This is a genomic window from Alkalicoccobacillus plakortidis (assembly GCF_023703085.1).
Lineage (GTDB): Bacteria > Bacillota > Bacilli > Bacillales > Bacillaceae_D > Alkalicoccobacillus > Alkalicoccobacillus plakortidis.
The window spans coordinates 1,270,574-1,291,104 of the sequence record NZ_JAMQJY010000001.1 but is presented as its reverse complement, the minus strand read 5'-3'; the positions used below and the strand labels follow the sequence as shown (position 1 = coordinate 1,291,104).

The 20,531-nt window shown below is 39.6% G+C and carries 19 protein-coding genes, 4 pseudogenes and 2 other annotated features; of the genes and pseudogenes, 21 read left to right on the top strand and 2 right to left on the bottom strand.

Annotated features, from left to right (window positions below; genetic code table 11):
- The first annotated feature begins 185 nt into the window (after positions 1–185).
- The 16 genes and pseudogenes from speD to NDM98_RS06905 all read left to right on the top strand — a co-directional run bounded on the left by speD (position 186) and on the right by NDM98_RS06905 (position 13,685).
- Positions 186–572, top strand: a complete 387-nt coding sequence (gene speD, locus NDM98_RS06980) for an adenosylmethionine decarboxylase (RefSeq protein ID WP_285803893.1) — start codon at positions 186–188, stop codon at positions 570–572.
- Between the two features lie 99 nt (positions 573–671).
- Positions 672–1,073, top strand: coding sequence for a DUF1499 domain-containing protein (locus NDM98_RS06975; protein ID WP_251605712.1), 402 nt, complete (start codon positions 672–674; stop codon positions 1,071–1,073).
- An 80-nt stretch (positions 1,074–1,153) separates the two neighbouring features.
- The gene (nrdR, locus tag NDM98_RS06970; protein ID WP_251605709.1) at positions 1,154–1,609 is read left to right on the top strand and encodes a transcriptional regulator NrdR; all 456 of its coding nucleotides are present in this window, start codon (positions 1,154–1,156) and stop codon (positions 1,607–1,609) included.
- 127 nt (positions 1,610–1,736) lie between these two features.
- Complete coding sequence (locus NDM98_RS06965) at positions 1,737–3,173, top strand: replication initiation and membrane attachment family protein (protein WP_251605707.1); 1,437 nt, start codon at positions 1,737–1,739, stop codon at positions 3,171–3,173.
- Between the two features lie 3 nt (positions 3,174–3,176).
- Positions 3,177–4,103 (top strand): primosomal protein DnaI, encoded by a 927-nt coding sequence (gene dnaI / locus NDM98_RS06960; protein ID WP_251605705.1) that lies wholly within the window; start codon positions 3,177–3,179, stop codon positions 4,101–4,103.
- Between the two features lie 99 nt (positions 4,104–4,202).
- Positions 4,203–5,316 (top strand): annotated as a pseudogene (mqnC, locus tag NDM98_RS06955) (cyclic dehypoxanthinyl futalosine synthase).
- A 405-nt stretch (positions 5,317–5,721) separates the two neighbouring features.
- Entirely contained in the window at positions 5,722–6,591 is an 870-nt protein-coding gene (ytxC, locus tag NDM98_RS06950; protein WP_251605702.1) for a putative sporulation protein YtxC, read from the top strand.
- Between the two features lie 327 nt (positions 6,592–6,918).
- A pseudogene (gene thrS, locus NDM98_RS06945) lies at positions 6,919–8,834 on the top strand (threonine--tRNA ligase).
- Positions 8,835–8,860: 26 nt separating this feature from the next.
- Positions 8,861–9,271 (top strand): OsmC family protein, encoded by a 411-nt coding sequence (locus tag NDM98_RS06940; RefSeq protein WP_251605700.1) that lies wholly within the window; start codon positions 8,861–8,863, stop codon positions 9,269–9,271.
- Between the two features lie 30 nt (positions 9,272–9,301).
- Positions 9,302–9,420, top strand: a sequence feature (ribosomal protein L20 leader region).
- A gap of 122 nt (positions 9,421–9,542) precedes the next feature.
- The gene (infC, locus tag NDM98_RS06935; RefSeq protein WP_251609004.1) at positions 9,543–10,046 is read left to right on the top strand and encodes a translation initiation factor IF-3; all 504 of its coding nucleotides are present in this window, start codon (positions 9,543–9,545) and stop codon (positions 10,044–10,046) included.
- A gap of 38 nt (positions 10,047–10,084) precedes the next feature.
- Positions 10,085–10,285 carry a 50S ribosomal protein L35 gene (rpmI, locus tag NDM98_RS06930; RefSeq protein ID WP_203089699.1) on the top strand — a complete coding sequence of 67 codons (201 nt, stop codon included), beginning with the start codon at positions 10,085–10,087 and terminating at the stop codon, positions 10,283–10,285.
- Between the two features lie 35 nt (positions 10,286–10,320).
- Positions 10,321–10,680 (top strand): 50S ribosomal protein L20, encoded by a 360-nt coding sequence (rplT, locus tag NDM98_RS06925; RefSeq protein WP_203089702.1) that lies wholly within the window; start codon positions 10,321–10,323, stop codon positions 10,678–10,680.
- A gap of 129 nt (positions 10,681–10,809) precedes the next feature.
- On the top strand, positions 10,810–11,034 hold the full coding sequence (locus NDM98_RS06920) for a DUF1294 domain-containing protein (RefSeq protein WP_308807690.1): 225 nt from the start codon (positions 10,810–10,812) through the stop codon (positions 11,032–11,034).
- 211 nt (positions 11,035–11,245) lie between these two features.
- On the top strand, positions 11,246–11,614 hold the full coding sequence (locus NDM98_RS06915; RefSeq protein ID WP_251605696.1) for a TVP38/TMEM64 family protein: 369 nt from the start codon (positions 11,246–11,248) through the stop codon (positions 11,612–11,614).
- A 184-nt stretch (positions 11,615–11,798) separates the two neighbouring features.
- The gene (locus NDM98_RS06910) at positions 11,799–12,149 is read left to right on the top strand and encodes a DUF485 domain-containing protein (RefSeq protein ID WP_285803892.1); all 351 of its coding nucleotides are present in this window, start codon (positions 11,799–11,801) and stop codon (positions 12,147–12,149) included.
- Positions 12,146–13,685: pseudogene (locus tag NDM98_RS06905) on the top strand (solute symporter family protein). The gene NDM98_RS06910 and the pseudogene NDM98_RS06905 overlap by 4 nt, the downstream one beginning before the upstream one ends.
- Before the next feature lie 50 nt (positions 13,686–13,735).
- Here the strand turns inward: NDM98_RS06905 and NDM98_RS06900 are convergent.
- Positions 13,736–14,125, bottom strand: a complete 390-nt coding sequence (locus NDM98_RS06900) for a sigma-w pathway protein ysdB (RefSeq protein ID WP_307728715.1) — start codon at positions 14,123–14,125, stop codon at positions 13,736–13,738.
- Between the two features lie 177 nt (positions 14,126–14,302).
- Here NDM98_RS06900 and NDM98_RS06895 point away from each other — a divergent pair, with 177 nt between their 5' ends.
- Complete coding sequence (locus NDM98_RS06895; protein ID WP_251605694.1) at positions 14,303–15,385, top strand: M42 family metallopeptidase; 1,083 nt, start codon at positions 14,303–14,305, stop codon at positions 15,383–15,385.
- Positions 15,386–15,541: 156 nt separating this feature from the next.
- Here the strand turns inward: NDM98_RS06895 and sspI are convergent, their stop codons facing one another.
- Entirely contained in the window at positions 15,542–15,751 is a 210-nt protein-coding gene (gene sspI / locus NDM98_RS06890; RefSeq protein ID WP_251605692.1) for a small acid-soluble spore protein SspI, read from the bottom strand.
- A 195-nt stretch (positions 15,752–15,946) separates the two neighbouring features.
- On the opposite strand from sspI, the pseudogene NDM98_RS24440 reads away from it, so the two are divergent.
- The 4 genes and pseudogenes from NDM98_RS24440 to pheT form a co-directional block, all read left to right on the top strand.
- Positions 15,947–16,117 (top strand): annotated as a pseudogene (locus NDM98_RS24440) (RNA methyltransferase substrate-binding domain-containing protein); the annotation flags it as partial.
- Between the two features lie 6 nt (positions 16,118–16,123).
- Positions 16,124–16,723, top strand: a complete 600-nt coding sequence (locus NDM98_RS06885) for a TrmH family RNA methyltransferase (protein WP_307728714.1) — start codon at positions 16,124–16,126, stop codon at positions 16,721–16,723.
- Positions 16,713–16,945 (top strand) — a binding site (T-box leader). (Overlaps the previous gene by 11 nt.)
- Positions 16,946–16,992: 47 nt before the next feature.
- Positions 16,993–18,027, top strand: a complete 1,035-nt coding sequence (pheS, locus tag NDM98_RS06880) for a phenylalanine--tRNA ligase subunit alpha (protein ID WP_251605690.1) — start codon at positions 16,993–16,995, stop codon at positions 18,025–18,027.
- Between the two features lie 17 nt (positions 18,028–18,044).
- Positions 18,045–20,465: a phenylalanine--tRNA ligase subunit beta gene (gene pheT, locus NDM98_RS06875; protein WP_251605688.1), complete on the top strand. Its 2,421-nt coding sequence runs from the start codon at positions 18,045–18,047 to the stop codon at positions 20,463–20,465.
- The last annotated feature ends 66 nt before the right edge of the window (positions 20,466–20,531 follow it).

Sequence of the window (20,531 nt, the reverse complement as noted above, 5' to 3'; positions counted from 1 at the left end):
ACACTCTATTGCAATGATTTTAAAAACCAAGTATACTAGTTTTCGTGAGCTCTGAAGGAGTTGGCAAGGTATGATCTCTACACAGAAAGGGTTAGGACCTCATCGGACTAACTTTCCCCCGTGTGTATAGATGGTGCTGCATGCTTGGAAAGGCATGATTAATACTGTAAAGGGGGATTCAACTTATGGACACAATGGGTCGGCATGTAATTGCAGAACTATGGGGTTGTAATGTAGAAAAGTTGAATAATATGGACTTAATTGAGCAGGTTTTTGTTGATGCCGCGTTAAAAGCAGGAGCTGAAGTAAGAGAGGTGGCCTTTCACAAGTTTGCACCACATGGTGTAAGTGGAGTGGTTATTATTTCTGAGTCACATTTGACTATTCACAGTTTTCCTGAGCATGGCTATGCAAGTATAGATGTGTATACCTGTGGAGATTTGGATCCGCACCTGGCTTCTAATTATATTGCCCAGGAACTTCATTCAACTTCTAGTGAAGTGATTGAGGTACCTAGAGGAATGGGACCAGTAAAGCCTCAGAAAGTGGCTGTAGAATCTAACCAATCATGAAAATGTAAGAAAGCGAATATGTCTTTTGGCAGATTCGCTTTTTTAGATTATAATAATGATAACGCTTACTAAGGATGATAGAGAAAGAGGGGACGAATCATGGGATTTAAGGATACATGGCATTTTCTTACTAGAAACCATGCCGAGACAGGTGAGAAGCACAGCATCGAAGCTCTTCAGACTAGATATTATAAAGGCAATAAGGACAAGATCATTGAAGGTATTGAAGCTGTCGTAAAGGAGTCTGGTTATAAGCTTAAGCGCACGGAAAGAGAACGCGGAGAGATGATTATTGAACAAGTGTCCGGTCAGAAATTCTTACTGGTGGCATCTGTTATCACAGTTAGACCCTTTAAAACGGCTGTTGATTTCTCCTGCTCTCATAGTACAGTATTGCCATCAGATTTTGGGAAAAGCCGGAAAATGCTCGTGGCTATGTATTCGAAATTAGATAAACAATTAACCTTTATTGGGTCTGGCTTAGGCGACGAACTATTATAATCGCTTGTCAGAACCCGTCTTTTTTTATATGATGAATGGTAGTAAGAAGACTTGACTTGTGTAAGGTTGGAGATGATTACATGCGATGTCCAACATGCCATTTTAATGGTACAAGAGTACTGGATTCAAGGCCAAGTGATGAAGCTCGATCCATACGGAGAAGAAGAGAATGTGAATCGTGTGGAAATAGATTTACAACCTTCGAAACGGTGGAAGAGGTTCCATTAATTGTAGTGAAAAAAGACGGAACGCGCCAAGAGTTCAGTCGGGAAAAGATCTTAAGAGGACTTATTAGAGCCTGTGAAAAAAGACCAGTCCCTCTCGAAACATTAGAGAACTTAGTGAATAATGTGGAACGAGATTTACGGGGATCAGGTAAAAACGAGATGCTTAGTCAAGATGTAGGCGAGCTAGTAATGGAGCGATTAGCTGATATTGATGATGTCGCATATGTTCGGTTTGCTTCTGTTTACAGGCAGTTTAAGGATATTAATGTTTTTATTAAAGAATTAACAGACCTCATGAACAAAGGCTAAAATAGGAGCTTAAGCGCTATGCGCTATTAAGCTCCTATTTCCTTCTTTTTACAGATAAAAAAGGCGCAGAAATAAAGTAGACATGATACACTATGAGCAAGATTTACAAGCAAAGGGGGGCACTATATTGAGCTGGCATTGGAAAGAGCTGCTTCCTGTTGACAGATATACGGTAAGAACGGCTGATTATTTAACGGATATGGATCAGAAAGTGATGGTCCTTCTATACCAACCCTTAATCGGAACTATTGCTAACGGACTTTATACAACGTTTTGGGCACATCTAGAAAGAGATCAATGGACAAGCTCTGAACAAACGCATCGACAATTAATGCTGATGACCGAACTATCACTAGCGCAGATTTTTGAAGAGCGTAAGAAGCTAGAAGGCATTGGATTACTGAAAAGTTATAAAAAGAAGATCGGTTCTGAGAGTGTTTATTTATATGAGCTCCAACCACCGATGACTCCTAAGCAGTTTTTTGAGAATGATGTGCTTAGCGTGTATCTATTTAATCGATTGGGCAAAAGTCAATATCGAGAATTGCGCAATCGTTTTTCTGTGGATTCTGTCCCATTATCGGAGTACAATGAATTAACCTATTCATTTGATGAAGTATATACGTCCCTACATCATTCTGAAATGGTTTCTAATTTACGTTCGGAAACTGGAGAGGCACTATCAAATTCTGAGGATAAAACAATTCTTTCTCGAGATAGCAAACAAGGTTTTTATTTTGAGGATTTTGATTTGGACCTAATGAAAAAATCACTATCTAGTTTCATTGTGCCGGAGCAGGCCATTTCTCAGGAAGTCGAAAAAACGATTATTCGCTTAGCTTTTGTTTATCGAATTGACCCTCTTGAGATGAGCAAAATAGTCTCCCAGGCTGTGCTGCACGATGAAAAGGTAGATATAGATATTCTAAGAAAAAAAGCTCAAGACTGGTATAGGCTTGAGTATGGCGGAACACCACCTGGCCTTGGTCTTAAGACTCACCCGGTTAAACATCGAACGATGACTCAAAAAGAAGCGACAACAGATGAAGAAAAAACGATTGTTTTTTATGAGAACACTTCACCGTTAAGACTACTTGAACTAAGGTCTGAGGGTGCACAGGTTGCCCAAGCTGACGCTAAAATTGTTGAAGGGCTAATCCTTGATTATCAGTTGCTTCCGGGTGTTGCGAACGTACTTCTCGATTATGTATTATGGCAATATGATATGAAGCTTTCTAAACCGCTAATCAACAAGATCGCTGGTCACTGGTCGAGAAAAAAAGTGAAGCTTGTGCGAGAGGCGATGCAACTTGCCTTAAAAGAACAACAAAGTAAAACGGAAGCTCAGAAACAACCATCAAATAACAATCAAAAAAGTCAAGGAAAACGGAATCAGAAAAGAGATAAGCTTCCAAAATGGTTGCTTGATGAAAAACAATCACAGGCATCCGCTGAGACTGCCTCTACTTCAGAAGCTAAATCTGAATCGAATCAATCAAAACAAAGCTTTGAGGAAATGTTAGAGGAGTTAAGACGTTCTAAACAGCAGAAGGGAGGTCTATAATAAATGGAACGAATTAATACAGCACTTTCACAGTGGGACGGAAATTCGGAATTGCAAAAGCGTCTTGATCAAGCTAAGCAATCCTTGCTTGAGAGTCCTTATATTACAAGTTTTTTAGATAAGCACCCTGATGTAACAAATGAAATGATCACCGGTGGGCTCACCAAGCTCTATGAGTATAAAAAAGAAAGAGAGCACTGTGATCATTGTCCTGGGCTAAAAAAATGTCCAAATCTAATGCAAGGCTATCAGCCTGAGCTTTTTATTGAACGTAATCATATAGAAATACAATACCATGCCTGTAATCTTAAGGTTCAGGATGAAAAACAGAAGCAGGAACAGGGATTAATACAGTCGCTCTACATTCCAAAAGAGATTCTCACAGCTAGTTTTGAGCAACTCGATGCGGGAACAGAACGGATGGAAGCGAGCAGGGCAGCCTTGCAATTTGCAATGAACGCGAAGCCGGGTGAAGATGGAAGTGGTCTTTACTTTTACGGGAAGTTTGGGGTCGGTAAAACGTATCTGATGGGTGCGATTGCTAATGAATTAAAGGATCGTGGAATTGAAACCTTTATCATTTTTACTCCTGATTTCTTTAGAGAGATGAGACAATCAATTGGAGATGGCTCGTTTCAAAGTAAACTCGATGCAGTAAAAAAAGCGCAAGTGTTAATCTTAGATGATATTGGTGCTGAAACGACATCTAGTTGGACTAGAGATGATGTGTTAGGAGCTATTTTGCAGCACCGAATGCTTGAAAAGCTACCAACTTTGTTCACATCAAATTACGACTACGATGAGTTAGAACGACATCTAGCTTACTCTGATAAAGGTGGAACAGAGGAGTTAAAAGCTTTACGAATTATGGAACGTATTAAACACTATACATCGTTAATTATGGTAAAAGGAGAGAACCGGAGAAGCTAACGGAATCTCTCCTTTTACGCGTAAGTTTGTCAGTTGGATGTTTCTATCTAACTATGATACGATGAAAATATCCTTGTAAGATGATGGGGGTTACATCAAATGAGTGTCGATGAAATACTTGAACGCGCGGTGAGTGGAGAACGAATTTCCATGGCTGACGCTGTAAAATTATATGAAAGTGACGATCTTGAAAAGCTTGGGGAAAGCCGCAGATACGATTATGAAAAAATGGCACCCGGAGCCTGTTACAACATTTGTAATCGGTCGTAATGTGAACTACACAAACTTCTGTGATACATATTGCAGTTTTTGTGCGTTCTATCGTCCTCCTAATTCTAAGGAAGGATATGTCTTGGATGATGAAGTTATTTACTCGAAAATCCAAGAAACCCTCGATGTGGGTGGAACTGAGATTCTAATGCAAGGTGGTACGAATCCAAATCTTAAGCTTGATTATTATACGAATCTCTTAAAAGGAATTAAAGAACGCTTCCCTGATATTTGGATGCACTCTTTCTCTCCTGCTGAAATTTGGAAAATTGCCGAGGTGTCTGACCTAACAGTTGAAGAAGTTCTTGCTGAACTACATAAGGCTGGTCTTGATAGTATGCCTGGTGGTGGTGCAGAGATTCTGACTGAGGAAACAAGACTGCGTGTTAGTCGTTTGAAGGTAACATGGGAACAGTGGATGGAGGCAATGACTGCTAGCAAAAAAGTTGGCATGTTTGGCTCAGCTACAATGGTTATCGGGTTTGGAGAATCCTTTGAAGAACGTGCCCTTCACTTGCAAAGAGTACGAGATGCACAGGATGAAACAGAATGTTTTACAGCTTTTATCTCCTGGTTGCTTCAACCTGAGAACACAGGCTTAAGACGTTTGAAGAAGTTGACTAAAGAAGATTATCTTAAAAATGTAGCGATTTCTCGCATCTTTTTAGATAACATTCCAAACTTCCAGTCTTCATGGGTAACAATGGGACCAGAAGTAGGCAAGCAATCACTTCATTTTGGTTGCAACGACTTTGGTTCAACAATGATGGAAGAGAATGTGGTCTCAGCAGCAAACACAACACATAAAGTAAATACAAATCTAACCCTTCGTTTGATTCGAGAAGCAGGAAAAATTCCTGCCCAAAGAACAACAGGTTATGATATTGTTCGCGTATTTGACGGAGAAGAATCAGCTGAAAAAGACTTTATTATGCAAAACTAATAGAAAAACACGTGGTGCTTTAACAGAGATGTTTTAAGTATCATCAAAAACGAACCATTATGATGTTTAACATACATCATGATGGTTCGTTTTTTTGTCCATCAACATAAGAGAGTACGATAGCTGCTCTGGACATATATTACATAATCCAGTAAGAATTTAAGGCGCTCTACCGGCGAGACTTGCCCCCATCTCGGTAGCGGAAGGACTGCAGCCTCCTCTTTCTCTCATAAATAACGAGAAACCAAACGACGAACTGTCCCATTTGGAGGAATGTGTCGTACAAAAAACAATGAGTACCCGGTATGTTCTGCTTTTTTACACATAGGATGAAATAGAGCCCATGTCAGGCATACGGACAACGTTGTGTATCGACTAGTTTGATTAGGTAAGGGGGAATATTGGTTGATCGCTATCCATTTTGAAGAAAAAGTAGATTGCCGTAAACTATATCATGAATTAACTCACTATGTAGAAAAGTATCAGCCCTATGGCCTTGGAGCGGATATAAAGGTAAACGAAGATGGTATTTTATATGTCAGTTATCAAGATGTTAAAGTTAGTTTTTATGATTCATTTCATCCCCTTTTAGCATCATTGTTAACGGAATTTGTTATTAATAGTAAAGAGGAAGAGTGGTTATTGTCGATTATCGAATCGATGTTTTATTTTACCGACAAAGAGGAACAGTATCAAATTCTTTCCATTGCAAAATTGATTTTAGAAGGTGATAAACAGGACCTTCCAGACATTCAATTATTCTTTAATCGAAAAGAATTTATTTATCGAGCATTTGCGACGAATATTGAGCAAGAAACATCCTTTTATTATGAGCCGTTTTTGACCTTCCGCCTTAGAGAGTATGGAGAATTACTAATTGATTGTGTGGAAATGGCAATTGATGAATACATGTTGGAGCAGGATTATCAAAACATGCTAGAGAACTACAGACAGCATTTAAGAAAAACGCCACCTAAGGTTAGTCATCTATATGTTGTTCATGACGAGGTATTTACTCTCTATGATTCACAGTTCCGGGAGCTAACTAAGGAAGAAATTTTGTTCTATTTGGAGGAAGAGCTGATTTTTGAAGAAGGTGTAGATGTGCAAGATATGATGATTAGTCCATTGGTTAGCATGGTTCCGGCTGAAGTACATGTATTCACAGATGAGCCAGAAAACGGTGTGGTTTTATCCATTCAGTCGATCTTTGAAGAACGTCTTCATATCTACCCTCTTAAAGAACAAATAGATAAAAAACATGAACCCACTTGATTTTTTCCTATTGCCTCCCTATAATATACTACATATTAATAATTCACATGATATGAACAGTGTAGATGAGGATACGAGGCATATGGAATGGTTTTTCAGAGAATGAGGTGAATGGTGAGAGCCTCAAAACACAGAACTATGACCTTACCACCTTTAAACTGCATCGGGGAAAACATAAGTATCCGATGCCGGAACGCAGCCGTTATCTGTAAGATAAGCCGTATTACGGACATTAGGGTGGAACCGCGAACCACACTCGCCCCTTCATTTGGAAGGGACGAGTGTTTTTTTTGTGCTCGAAAATAGTAAAGAGGGAGTGTTTAGAAGATGGAGAATATGTTAGAACTGATTTTTCCAGATGGAGCAAAAAAGGAGTTTCCTCAAGGTTCAACAACTGAGGATGTAGCAGCTTCTATTAGTCCTGGACTAAAGAAAAAGGCTATCGCTTGGTAAAATCAATGGACAGCTGATTGATTTAAAACGACCTATTCCTGAAAGTGGTGAAGTGGCAATCATTACACCAGAATCAGATGAAGCACTTGAAATTCTTAGACATAGTTCAGCTCACTTAATGGCACAGGCAGTACGCCGGTTATTTAAAAACGTGAAGCTTGGTGTCGGTCCAGTAATCGAGGACGGGTTCTACTATGACATTGATTCAGAAGAGTCGATTACTCAAGAGGATCTGCCAAAGATTGAAAAAGAAATGAAAAAGATCGTGTCTGAAAATCTTGAAATTCACCGTTTGGAAGCAAGTCGTGAAGAGGCGAAGGTTAAGTTTGGTGATGATGAGTATAAACAAGAACTACTAGAGGCGATTCCAGAAGGTGAACAGGTAACGATTTATGAACAAGGTGAATTCTTTGATTTATGTCGTGGAATTCATGTACCCTCTACAAATAAAATTAAAGCATTTAAGCTACAAAATTTAGCTGGTGCTTATTGGAGAGGTAACAGCGACAACAAAATGCTTCAGCGGATTTATGGAACAGCGTTTTTCAAACAAGCTGAATTGGATGAGCATCTAGATCTGCTTCGCCAAGCAAAGGAACGTGATCATCGTAAGCTTGGACGAGAACTTGAGCTGTTTATGTTTTCTGAGGAAGCTCCTGGTATGCCGTTTTTCCTTCCTAACGGCCAGACTATCCGTACAGAGCTTGAGAATTTCTCGCGTAATCTATACACAAAGGCTGGTTATCAAGAAGTTAGAACACCGTTGATGATGAATCAGCGTCTGTGGGAGCAGTCAGGTCACTGGGACCACTATCATGACAATATGTATTTCTCTGATGTTGATGATAAACGTTTTGCATTAAAACCGATGAACTGTCCTGGTCATATGTTGATCTACAAAAATACACAGCATTCTTATCGTGATCTGCCTATTCGTATGGCTGAATTTGGACAGGTACACCGTCATGAGTTGAGTGGTTCTTTAAATGGAATGTTGCGCGTACGTACGTTTACACAGGATGATGCACATATCTTTGTTGCACCAAATCAAATTGAAGATGAGCTCAAACAAGTATTTGGTTTAGTTGACCAAATTTACAGCACATTTGGATTTGAGTATTCTGTGGAGCTCTCCACACGTCCTGAGGATTCAATGGGAGCGGACGAGCTTTGGCAACAAGCAGAGCAATCACTTGAAAATGTATTAAAGGACCTAAATGTTGATTACATCCTAAATGAGGGTGATGGTGCATTTTACGGACCGAAGATCGACTTTCATATCAAGGATGCCCTAAAACGTAGCCATCAGTGTGCGACGATTCAATTGGATTTCCAAATGCCAGAGAAATTTGATCTAACGTATGTAAATGAGCAAGGTGAAAAAGATCGTCCAATTGTTATCCACCGTGCTGTATTCGGTTCGATTGACCGCTTTATTGCTATTTTAATTGAACACTTTGCTTGGAGCATTTCCAACATGGTTGGCACCTGTTCAAGTTCAAGTGATTCCAGTTTCTCCTGAAGCTCATTTGGACTATGCACAAAGTGTGAAATCGCTTCTTGAAGAATCGGGAGTACGTGTTCAGCTAGATGAGCGAAATGAAAAAATTGGCTATAAGATCCGCGAAGCACAAATGAAAAAAACACCATATATGCTGGTACTAGGTGACAAAGAGGTTGCCGATGGAACGGTTAATATCCGTAAGTATGGCGAGCAGGAACAACAAGTGGTGAATAAAGAAGACTTTTTGGCTCAGCTAGTTAAAGAGATCGCTTCACATCAACTTTAATCAAACAGTCGAGAGGAGAGATCAGGATGCAGTTTAAGATGAATGAAAATGGTTTCGAACACAAAACTTCATTTGGAACACTTGAGGTTTCTGGAAACGAAGAGTTTGGATTTCGACCTTATCAATTATTGGTCTCTTCAATCGCCGTTTGTAGTGGTGGAGTATTGAGGAAAGTTCTTCAGAAGAAACGAATTTCTTTTAGCGATATTGAACTAACGGCTGATGTAACCAGAAATGAAGCAGGGGTGAATGAGGTGACTGATGTTGCGCTTCACTTCACCATTATTGGTACAGATGCTTCAAGACAGACTATTGCTAAGGCGTTGTCGCTTGCCACTAAGAACTGTCCCATCGTTCAATCGGTTAACAAAAGCATTCGTATCACCGAGGATTTCACATTGCGTAATGAAGTTGTTGACAGCAAGACTTGCCTATGATAATATTCTAAGAGTGTTATTAAACAGACTATAAGAAAGCAGAAGCGCCCGCTTCTCACCTGATCGACAGATGTTGGTAGGTATCATTCGTTTTTGTAATTAACGAGTTATCAAGTGTGGGCGCAGTGCGTCCGCACTTTTTTGTGTGGAATTTTGTTAAAGCGTACTGCTGTTACTTTCTTGTACACACGTCAATATACGATGACCTATTTTGACTTTGTTTAGTCTGCAAGATCAAATCCAGTGGAGGTGGCTCATTATTAGTAAAGACATGTTGGTCAATGAAGGGATTCGTGCCCGGGAAGTACGTCTTATTGGAGCAAATGGCGATCAAATTGGTGTGAAATCGAAATTTGAAGCGCTTGAGATGGCCCAAAGTGTTAACCTTGACCTTGTGTGCGTAGCACCAACTGCAAAACCGCCTGTTTGCCGCATAATGGATTATGGAAAATACCGCTATGAGCAACAGAAGAAAGACAAAGAAGCACGCAAAAACCAAAAGATTATTAATACTAAAGAAGTCCGTCTGAGCCCAACGATTGAGGATCATGACTTCAATACGAAACTACGTAATGCACGTAAGTTTCTTGAGAAGGGTGACAAGGTTAAGGCAGCTATTAGGTTCCGTGGACGTGCAATTACTCATTCACAGATTGGTCGCGTAGTACTTGAGCGTTTGGCTAAAGAATGTGAAGATATTGCTACAATTGAAGCGAGACCAAAAATGGAAGGCCGTAGCATGTTCCTTGTGCTTGCTCCAAATGCGGAGAAATAACAGCCTGTCTTGAACCACATTAAAGGAGGATTAGATTCATGCCAAAAATGAAAACACACCGAGGCGCTGCTAAGCGTTTCAAACGTACAGGAAGCGGCAAACTAAAACGTTCACACGGTTTTACAAGCCACATGTTCCGTAACAAGTCTCAAAAGCAAAAACGTAAGCTGCGTAAATCAGCTATGGTTCATTCTGGAGACTTCAAACGCATTCGTCAAATGTTAACTTATAAAAAATAATTGATCTGTATCGGATTATAAAGGAGGGATTAGCGATGCCAAGAGTAAAAGGCGGATATGTCGCTCGTCGTCGTCGTAAGAAAGTATTAAAGTTAGCTAAAGGGTATTATGGTTCTAAGCATACGTTATTCAAATCAGCACAAGGACAGGTAATGAAAGCATTACTTTATGCTTACCGTGACCGTCGTCAAAAGAAACGTGATTTCCGTAAACTTTGGATTACACGTATCAACGCAGCTGCACGTATCAACGGATTGTCTTACAGCCGTTTGATGCATGGACTTAAGCTTGCTGAGATTAATGTTAACCGTAAAATGCTTGCTGACTTAGCTGTTAATGATGAAGCAGCATTTACTGCATTAGCAGAAAAAGCAAAAACAAGCCTTAAAGGCTAAGTATTAGAGTAAAAAGCGCAGTCATCGGACAGCGCTTTTTTTCTTGTATGGTGATCGGAGGAAACAAAATGCTTGAAGTCTATGGTTTAATCCTTATGTATGGAATCATTATGACGATCGCTTGGTTTTGTGAGTATGTATCGAGATAAACAACTGGCAATTAAGCAAAAGCGAAGAACACCTGAAAAAACGCTACTATTGATTGCATTATTTGGTGGAAGTCTCGGTTCATTTATTGGAATGCGTGTATGTAGACATAAAACAAAGCATCCGAAATTTTCAATCGGGTTGCCGATTCTTATCCTTGTACATATCAGCATTCTTTTGTTCATCCTTCTATCTATACAAGCATAAGATAAGGAAGAGGGGAGACTGTTGCGGATTGGAAGAATATGTAGAACCATTAACACGATTTATTGAAAATGCCGGCTGCTTGGTCCTTTTTTCTTTATTCTCCTACATCTTATTAGACAGGTCTTATTTATACCTGTTTTATTAATATGTCTAGCTTGGAGGATTTCTTTTTGGAGGCGTTTTTGGATCTCTTTATTCATTTATAGGATTGATGGGATCATCGATTAGCTTTTATATTCTAATGAAGTATGTACCTTGGCTTCATAAACGTTTAGCAAGACTAAAGGCAAAGGTCTTAAAAAAAGATCCAGACCTTAATGTTTGGCAGCTTTCTGTTTTTCGTTTGGTTCCATTTGTTCATTTTCATGTTCTATCTTTTTATGTGATGGAGAAAACAACGGATTTTAATGAATTTGTTAGACAATCATTTATTATGAATATACCAATGGCCATTGTTTATACATCGTTTGGCAACTTACTTTATAACCTTAATTCATGGGGTTTACTAATCCTTGCATCCTTTTTAATTCTACTAATGATCCTTAGTAGAAATTGGAGTGATCAAGCGGTGACCCGTTAGTATAAAACGTATTTTTAGCAAAGCTCTCCCATTCAATTTTTCACTAAATGAATAAGAGAGTTTTTTTTTATATAATGTAAGCGCTTTACTTTTTTATTGACAGAGTCTTCCACCTGCTTTACCCTATTAGTATGTAAGATGGTTTGACTGCAAGTAATCCGTTAAAGGAAGAAGGGTGATCTAGTTGAGTCAGGTAAATCTAGACGTATCTAAATCAGAGGAAAATCCACCGCTTCACTACAGTCAGATTGAAAAAAGCACGAAGTTTAAAGCACTCATGCAAGAAAAGAAACGATTTATTATCCCGCTTACTGTTTTCTTTTTGCTCTTTTATTTCTCACTCCCTATTCTCGCTTCGTACACCACTATTTTGAACAATCCTGCTATTGGAAGTATTACATGGGCTTGGATTTTAGCTCTTGCACAATTTATCATGACGTGGACTTTATGTATTATGTATGTGAAAAAGGCTGCACAGTTTGATAAAAAAGCAGATGTCATTCTTTCTGACGCCAAAAAGGAGGAGTCTAAATGAATTGGATGGTCATCACCCTTTTTCTTCTTATTGTTGGCAGCACACTTGTAATTACATATTTTGCTGCGAAACGAACAAAATCAGCAAGTGATTTTTATACAGCGGGTGGAGGGTTAACCGGCTGGCAGAATGGACTAGCCATCGCAGGTGATTATCTCTCGGCAGCATCTTTTCTCGGTATTGCTTGGGGCAATTGCTCTGTTTGGATTTGATGGATTCTTTTACAGTATTGGTTATTTAGTTGCCTATCTAGTTGTGCTATTTATTGTAGCAGAGCCATTGCGTAACCTTGGAAAATATACACTAGTAGATATGATCCATGCTCGTTTTGACGCAAGAAAAGTCAGAGGAGTTGCTGCATTTAGTACATTAACCATTGTTATTTTTTATATGATTGCACAGCTTGTTGGGGCTTGTGCATTAATTCAGCTTTTGTTTGGAATAAGCTATCCATGGGCTGTTGCACTAGTAGGGATCATGATGACCATATATGTTCTATTTGGAGGTATGACTGCTACTAGTTGGGTTCAGATCATTAAAGCCGTTCTTTTAATGGTCGCAACTCTTGTTATTTCTGTGATGGTCTTATTTAAGTTTAATTTTAATATAGTAGGCATGTTTGAAGAAATGAAAACCGTAACGGAGCATGGATCCAGTTACCTAAATCCAGGTCTACAAGGACGAGCACCGTTAGACTCCATTTCTTTAATGCTAGCTCTAGTGCTTGGCACAGCCGGACTTCCACATATTCTGATGCGATTTTTTACTGTTCGTGACGCAAAAACAGCTCGAAGCTCGGTTGTAACAGCGACATGGATCGTAGGAATATTTTATGTGCTGACGATTTTTCTCGGTTTTGGTGCAGCAGCATTTGTTGGTAGTGATACAATTAGAGCCGCTAACAGTGCAGGTAATATGGCAGCCCCACTACTTGCTGAAGCCTTAGGTGGCGAATTATTTATGTCGTTTGTTGCAGCTGTTGCGTTTGCAACAATCCTTGCAGTGGTAGCCGGACTTGTGTTGTCAGGAGCATCTGCATTTGCACATGATATTTTTAATCAAATTATTCGTAAAGGAAAAGCAACAGAGAAAGAACAGGTTATTGCTGCTCGGTCGGCATCTATTGGCGTCGCAGTATTCTCGATTTTGCTCGCGTTATTTGCACAAAATATGAATGTGGCTTTCCTCGTGGCACTAGCCTTTTGTGTAGCTGCCAGCGCAAATTTACCAGTAATCGTATACACGATTTATTGGAAGCGCTTTAATACAACCGGAGCCATTTGGGCGATGTTATCTGGATTAATGACGGCCATTGTTTTAGTTTCTCTCAGCCCTAATGTGTTTGCGGCTGATGGCTCAGGAATTATTACGGGTACACCACTTTTCCCATTAACTAATCCAGCAATTATCTCTGTTCCAGCAGGCTTTTTAGGTGGTGTAGTTGGCACCATGCTTTCATCTAAAAAAGCAGATGCTGTGAAATACGCAGAGGTTAAGGTTAAGGCAAATACGGGTTACCGTGATTCAGCTTCATGATGTAAAAGTAAAAGGCCTTTGAGGAATATTCCTTAAAGGCCTTTTACTTATTACTTCTGATCACGAAGAAATTCTTTGATTGGAGACTTCCATTCAACCGCTGCCTCAGGATATCGAATGCGAATATCATCTTCTATAAATTGGAAGTCTTCTCGCATTAATCCTTGTAAGGCATTGTAATCGTTAGTCCATACATAAATGGTTATAATATCAAAAGAGGTGTCTGTAGCACCCATATATTTTTCCCCTTCAAACATAACGCCTTTGTATGTTAAAGAGAAGTTCTTACGTACATCCTTTTGGTCATCGAGAAAAAAGAATTGATTGTGTCGATGTGCCTTCTCAAGTTTACGTAGAGGTTGAAAAAAATATTTTATTATACTATATGCAACAATAAGTAAGGCTAAAAACAACATTAGTCTAAAAAGTATGACCATCATACGGCAAAAGCCCCCTCCGGCTCTACTCAAATTATGAATTTGAGTTAGTCTTATGCTATGCTATACGAATGAATACAAAAAGGGTTGCATGATTTTCAAAAAAAAATAAAATAAATTTTAGAATTACATAGATAACGACGAATTAGCCCTTGTGAAGAAGACTGAGGAGGAAGACAGATGAAAGAAGATCAACAGCTTAAAATGCTAAAAGACTTAACAGATGCAAAAGGAATTTCTGGATTTGAGGCAGAGGCACGCAAGGTCATGAATACATACATAGCGCCGTATGCAGATGAAGTTTACACGGACAGACTAGGAAGCCTAGTGGCTAAAAAAGTTGGAGCGACAGATGGTCCTAAAATTATGGTTTCAGGACATTTAGATGAAATAGGTTTTATGGTTACATCTATTGATGATAAAGGATTTCTTCGCTTTCAAACAGTAGGAGGCTGGTGGGGGCAAGTTATGCTTGCTCAACGAGTAACCATTGTAACTGAAAATGGAGATGTGCCTGGAATTATTGGATCAAAACCACCACACATCTTGACTCCAGAAGCAAGAAAAAAACCGGTTGAGATAAAAGATATGTTTATTGATATTGGTGCAGAGAACAAAGAACAAGCACAGAGCTTTGGCGTACGTCCTGGAGATGCGGTTGTTCCTGTTTGTGAATTCACCGTTATGAAAAATGAAAAGCTACTTATGGCAAAAGCATGGGATAATCGCATTGGCTGTGCAATTGCTATCGATGTGTTAAGACTACTTCAGGATGTGGATCATCCAAACACTGTATACGGTGTTGGTACCGTACAGGAAGAAGTAGGACTTAGAGGGGCAAAAACATCCGCTCATTTAATTCAACCTGATATTGGATTTGGTGTCGATGTTGGAATTGCAGGAGATACACCAGGCATTACCGAAAATGAAGCGTTAGCCAAAATGGGCAACGGTCCACAAATCGTTCTCTATGATGCGTCCATGATTGCACATAAGGGCTTACGTGATTTTGTTGTCAAAACAGCAGATGATCACAATATTCCTTATCAATTTGAATCAATGGCAGGTGGAGGCACGGATTCAGGTGCGATTCATTTAACGGCAAATGGTGTGCCAGCACTTTCTATCACAGTAGCCACTCGTTATATCCACACTCACGCGGCCATCTTACATCGAGATGATTATGAGAATGCGGTTAAGCTTATTGTTGAAGTAATTAAGAAACTAGATCACGATACAGTGCATGCAATTACGTATTCTTAAGGGTTTGGTGTATTAATAGCGTATGACCGTAGCGGTCGCATTACTCTCTTAAGTTTGATGAACAAAAAACCGAACCATTATGTGAGTCTAACAACATCATAATGGTTCGGCTTTTTTGATATAAGAACATTTCTGTCCACTCTTTTGTACTATATGTTACCCCTGTAATCCTTGACTGATGATATCGCAAATTTCGGTTTTCTGTTGTTCATTTGCTTCTTTCCAATAGACTTCAAATAATACCCCAAGACCTGGAAGCATTTTCTCTTCACCATTTTGAATGGCGTCAACAATTGTTGCTTCAACCTCATCTTCACTATTTCCTTGAATGTTAGCCATAATCGCACCACGTAGGTTAAAACCCATTAAAATCTCTCCTTTTTTTTAGAAATCTGTATACAATGTAGTATGGCTTGTTTAAAGTAGAATATGCTGAGGAAAAGCTAAGATATCTGTCAACTTATGTGACTGAACATATCTATCCAGAAAAGAGGGAAGAGATCATAATGAAACGAATTGATTCCACCAAAAATGAACTAGTTAAACAATGGAAGAAACTACATAAAAAAAGAGGCAGAGAAAACGCTTGGACAATTTTTAATAGAAGGCTTTCATCTCATTGAAGAAGCTCTTCAAGCAGGAATCAAGTTAGATACAGTCATTATTACAGAGGATACGATTCTCCCTGTAGAATGGACCATTGAACAAAACCGTCTTGTTTTGACAACCGAAAGTGTCATGAAGGATTTAAGTGAAACGGACTCACCACAAGGAGTGATAGCGGTTTGCGTGCTACCAGGATACGTCGAAGTGCCAGCTCGCTCTGGACGTTTTTTGATGATTGATCGGGTTCAGGACCCTGGAAATATCGGTACACTCATTCGAACCGCTGACGCAGTTGGTTTAGATGGAATCATTTTAGAAAAGGGATCAGTTGATATTTATAATAGTAAGGTGATCCGTGCATCCCAAGGCTCTATTTTTCATGTGCCGATTGTGAAAGGAGATCTGCTTGAATGGGTTCATACATTTAAACAAGCGGGTGTACCTGTTTTTGGTACATCCTTACAGCAGGCTAGCTCTTATACAGCCATCGAACCGCAAAAGAATTTTGCATTAATTTTAGGCAACGAAGGCGAAGGAGTTCAAAAACAGCTGCTGGATGAAACAGACCAAAATCTATATATTCCGATTTACGGGAAAGCAGAATCTTTAAATGTGGCGATCGCAGCTGAATTTTGCTGTATCATTTACGAAATGAATCTTTTTAAGAGCTACGGTTGCGAAGAAGCTGGAATTCACTATAATAAAGAACAGATTCATACACATAAATGCTAAGAAAGAGAGTAGTATACCTTTTACCACCTAGCAGAGAGAGATGTGATTGCTGAGAGCATCTTAAGGAAATGGAAGGGTTGAATTCACTCTGGAGCAGACATTGGACCGCATCATTTTGCGAAGATGTTTCCGGCTAAGAAGCCGTTATCCGTTAGAGAGTTAAATAGATGGCGACATCTGTTTTTGAATGTAGGGTGGTACCACGAGTCTTTCGTCCCTTTCCAGGGAGAAGGCTCTTTTTTTATTTTATAGAAATGGGAGGAATGAATATGAAGGAAACATTGGAAGCCCTTTTAAAAGAAGCGTTAGCAAAAATTGAAGCAGCAGAAGATGGTCGAGCATTACAGGAGGTACGTGTTTCATACTTAGGAAAAAAAGGTCCAATTACTGAGGTTCTAAGAGGTATGGGTAAGCTATCTGCAGAAGAGCGCCCGGTTGTTGGTCAAATGGCGAATGACGTTCGAGATGAAATCAAAACAAAGCTGGATGAAAAAGAACAGAAATTAGAAGAAATCCGCGTGTCTAAACAATTAGAGGAACAAAAACTGGATGTAACAATGCCAGGACGTCCGATTGTACAAGGTTCAAGACACCCATTACAAGCTGTTGTTGAAGAAGTGGAAGATATTTTTATTGGACTTGGTTTCTCGGTTGAGGAAGGTCCTGAGGTGGAAACGGACTACTATAACTTTGAAGCACTAAATTTACCTAAAGATCACCCAGCACGTGACATGCAGGATTCTTTTTATTTCACAGAAGAGCTCCTTTTACGTACCCAAACATCACCTGTTCAAGCTCGTACGATGGAAGCACATGCTGGTAAGGGACCTGTAAAAATCATTTGTCCAGGACGAGTGTTCAGACGTGATAATGATGATGCCACTCACTCTCATCAATTTATGCAAATCGAAGGGTTATATATTGATCATCATGTAAGAATGAGTGATCTTAGAGGAGTCCTTGATTCCTTTGTTAAACGTTTCTTTGGGGATAGTCGTGAAATTCGTTTGCGTCCGAGTTTCTTCCCGTTTACAGAGCCTTCTGTAGAGGTAGACGTTTCTTGTGGTCTTTGTGGAGGTTCAGGTTGTCGAGTGTGTAAACAATCTGGATGGATTGAGGTACTTGGAGCAGGAATGGTTCACCCGAAGGTATTAGAAATGAGTGGATTTGACCCGAATGAATACAGTGGATTTGCATTTGGTATGGGTGTAGAAAGACTAGCCATGCTTAAATATGCGATTGATGATATTCGTCATTTCTATACAAACGATACGCGGTTTTTAGCACAATTTAAAAGAGTATAAGAAGGGGGAGAAAATAGATGCTTGTTTCGTATAACTGGTTAAAGCAATATGTTGATTTAGATGGAATTAGTGCAGCGGATATTGCTGAAAAAATGACTCGTGGTGGAGTTGAAATTGATTTTGTTCATTCCTTAAATCAAGGCGCAACCTCTCTTGTTGCAGGATATGTGCAGTCGTGTACACAACACCCTGATGCAGATAAGCTTAATATCTGTAAAGTAGACATTGGGGAAGATGAACCTGTTCAAATTATTTGCGGTGCTGCGAATATTGCTGAGGGACAGACCGTTGTTGTGGCTAAAATAGGAGCTCGTCTTCCCGGAGATATTAAGATTAAAAAAGCAAAACTTCGTGGAGAGCTTTCTCAAGGTATGATCTGCTCGCTGCAAGAGCTAGGTTTTGATGCAAATCTTGTATCAAAAGAAGTGGCTGAAGGAATTTATGTATTCCCTAATGCTGTGACACCTGGGACAGATGCTTTAGAAGCACTAAATCTTACAGATGAAGTGTTAGAGCTAGATTTGACACCGAATCGTTCAGACTGCTTAAACATGCTTGGTGTCGCTTATGAAGTAGCAGCCCTTTATGGAAAAGAAGTAAGCCTTCCTGACGAAGATGTTCAGTTAGATTCTGAGAAAGCTGAATCGTTTATCTCAGTTGAAGTTGAAAATAAAGAGGAAGCAAGCTATTACGAAGCAATCATGATTCAAGATGTGCAAGTGGGCACTTCTCCACAATGGTTGCAAAATCGATTATTGGCCGCAGGTATTCGTCCAATAAACAATGTGGTTGATATTACAAACTATGTCCTGCTTGAATATGGTCAGCCCTTACATGCATTTGATTATGATAAATTAGCCTCTGATAAAATTGTTGTACGCCGGGCGAAAGACGGAGAAGAGTTGATTACTCTAGATGGTCAAACGCGTTCTCTATCAGAGGAACAATTAGTGATTACAAATGGTGAGTATCCAGTAGCTTTAGCTGGAGTGATGGGTGGACAAAACACGGAAGTAGATCGTGAAACCAAAACGATTCTATTAGAAGCAGCTGTTTTCCAATCTTCATTGGTGCGTCAATCATCTCGTGCTTTTGGTCTACGTAGTGATTCAAGCACTCGTTTTGAAAAAGGAGTGAATCCTGAAAATACACCTCATGCAGCAAAAAGAGCAGCTAAGCTTATAAAAGAACTTGCTTCTGGCAGAGTTCTTTCTGGTGAGACACGTATGGATGCACGTGAAGTAACGGAGCCTAAAATTGATTTGAAGTTAGAAAAAATGAATGAGAGACTTGGAATGGAGCTCACGGCTGTTGAGATAGCCTCTATTTTTGATAAGCTAAGATTCCCTTATGAACAAACAGAAGAAGGTTTTGTGGTGACAGCACCTATTCGTCGCCCAGACCTTCAAATTCAAGAAGACCTATATGAAGAGGTAGCAAGGATTTATGGATATGACAACATTCCAACGACTCTTCCTGAAGGAGCAACAACTCAGGGGGCACTTACGCCATATCAATCAAAAAGACGTCGTCTAGCGAGATACCTTGAAGCAGCAGGATTAAGCCAGGTCATTACCTATTCGCTAACAAGTCCGGCAAAAGCCAAGGCTTACAAAAAGGAAGATCAGTCACTGATTCAGTTATCAATGCCAATGAGTGAAGAACGCAGTACAATGCGTACGAGCTTATTGCCGCATCTGTATGATGTTTTATCATATAATGTGAATCGCAAAAACCAAAATGTCCATGTATTTGAAATAGGATCTATCTTCAAATCAACAGAAGAAACCCTTTTAACTCAACCAAGAGAACAAGAATATCTAGCTGGAGCTTTAACAGGAGTTTGGCAGGAGAACAGTTGGCAAGGAGAAAAGAAAGTTGTCGATTTCTTTGTTGTCAAAGGTGTAATTGAAGGCATTGCTGCTGAATTAGGCTTACAAGATGTCATTACCTATAAGCAGTCTACCCGCTCGCATATGCATCCAGGTCGAACGGCAGAGTTGCTACTCAATGGTGAGACGATTGGTTATCTAGGTCAACTTCACCCAACTGTTCAGCGTGAGGCTGATTTAAGGGAAACCTTTGTATTTGAAATAGATTTGCAAAGCATACTTCACTATGACGTGTCTGTAGTCCAGTATGAAGCTCTACCAAGATTCCCTTCTATTGCGAGAGATATTGCGCTAGTTGTGAACAAAGAACAAGCAGCAGGAGAGCTTGAGAGCATCATTCTAGATGCAGGAGGAGAATTGCTGAAACAGGTTCAATTATTTGACCATTATGAAGGAGAACATCTAGAAGATGGTAAAAAGTCACTCGCCTTCTCATTAACTTATCTAGATCCTGAGAAAACCCTTCGTGATACTGATGTAGAAGAAATTCACCAAGTTGTACTTGCAAGGTTAGAATCAGAAGCTGGTGCAACGTTACGACAATAATTTGCAAAAAGAGGTGACCGTAAAAACGGGCCTCTTTTTTTTGCGAAATATGTTTGTTTTAAAGAT

What these genes read in the sequence shown, in the direction of transcription:
- NDM98_RS06885 (WP_307728714.1), top strand. Translation starts at nt 16,124, where the DNA reads ATGAAGGATTTAAGTGAAACGGACTCACCACAAGGAGTGATAGCGGTT.
- speD (WP_285803893.1), top strand. Translation starts at nt 186, where the DNA reads ATGGACACAATGGGTCGGCATGTAATTGCAGAACTATGGGGTTGTAAT.
- infC (WP_251609004.1), top strand. Translation starts at nt 9,543, where the DNA reads ATGTTGGTCAATGAAGGGATTCGTGCCCGGGAAGTACGTCTTATTGGA.
- dnaI (WP_251605705.1), top strand. Translation starts at nt 3,177, where the DNA reads ATGGAACGAATTAATACAGCACTTTCACAGTGGGACGGAAATTCGGAA.
- NDM98_RS06895 (WP_251605694.1), top strand. Translation starts at nt 14,303, where the DNA reads ATGAAAGAAGATCAACAGCTTAAAATGCTAAAAGACTTAACAGATGCA.
- NDM98_RS06915 (WP_251605696.1), top strand. Translation starts at nt 11,246, where the DNA reads ATGGGATCATCGATTAGCTTTTATATTCTAATGAAGTATGTACCTTGG.
- pheS (WP_251605690.1), top strand. Translation starts at nt 16,993, where the DNA reads ATGAAGGAAACATTGGAAGCCCTTTTAAAAGAAGCGTTAGCAAAAATT.
- nrdR (WP_251605709.1), top strand. Translation starts at nt 1,154, where the DNA reads ATGCGATGTCCAACATGCCATTTTAATGGTACAAGAGTACTGGATTCA.
- NDM98_RS06975 (WP_251605712.1), top strand. Translation starts at nt 672, where the DNA reads ATGGGATTTAAGGATACATGGCATTTTCTTACTAGAAACCATGCCGAG.
- sspI (WP_251605692.1), bottom strand. Translation starts at nt 15,751, where the DNA reads ATGGGTTTTAACCTACGTGGTGCGATTATGGCTAACATTCAAGGAAAT.
- rpmI (WP_203089699.1), top strand. Translation starts at nt 10,085, where the DNA reads ATGCCAAAAATGAAAACACACCGAGGCGCTGCTAAGCGTTTCAAACGT.
- NDM98_RS06940 (WP_251605700.1), top strand. Translation starts at nt 8,861, where the DNA reads ATGCAGTTTAAGATGAATGAAAATGGTTTCGAACACAAAACTTCATTT.
- NDM98_RS06900 (WP_307728715.1), bottom strand. Translation starts at nt 14,125, where the DNA reads ATGATGGTCATACTTTTTAGACTAATGTTGTTTTTAGCCTTACTTATT.
- pheT (WP_251605688.1), top strand. Translation starts at nt 18,045, where the DNA reads ATGCTTGTTTCGTATAACTGGTTAAAGCAATATGTTGATTTAGATGGA.
- rplT (WP_203089702.1), top strand. Translation starts at nt 10,321, where the DNA reads ATGCCAAGAGTAAAAGGCGGATATGTCGCTCGTCGTCGTCGTAAGAAA.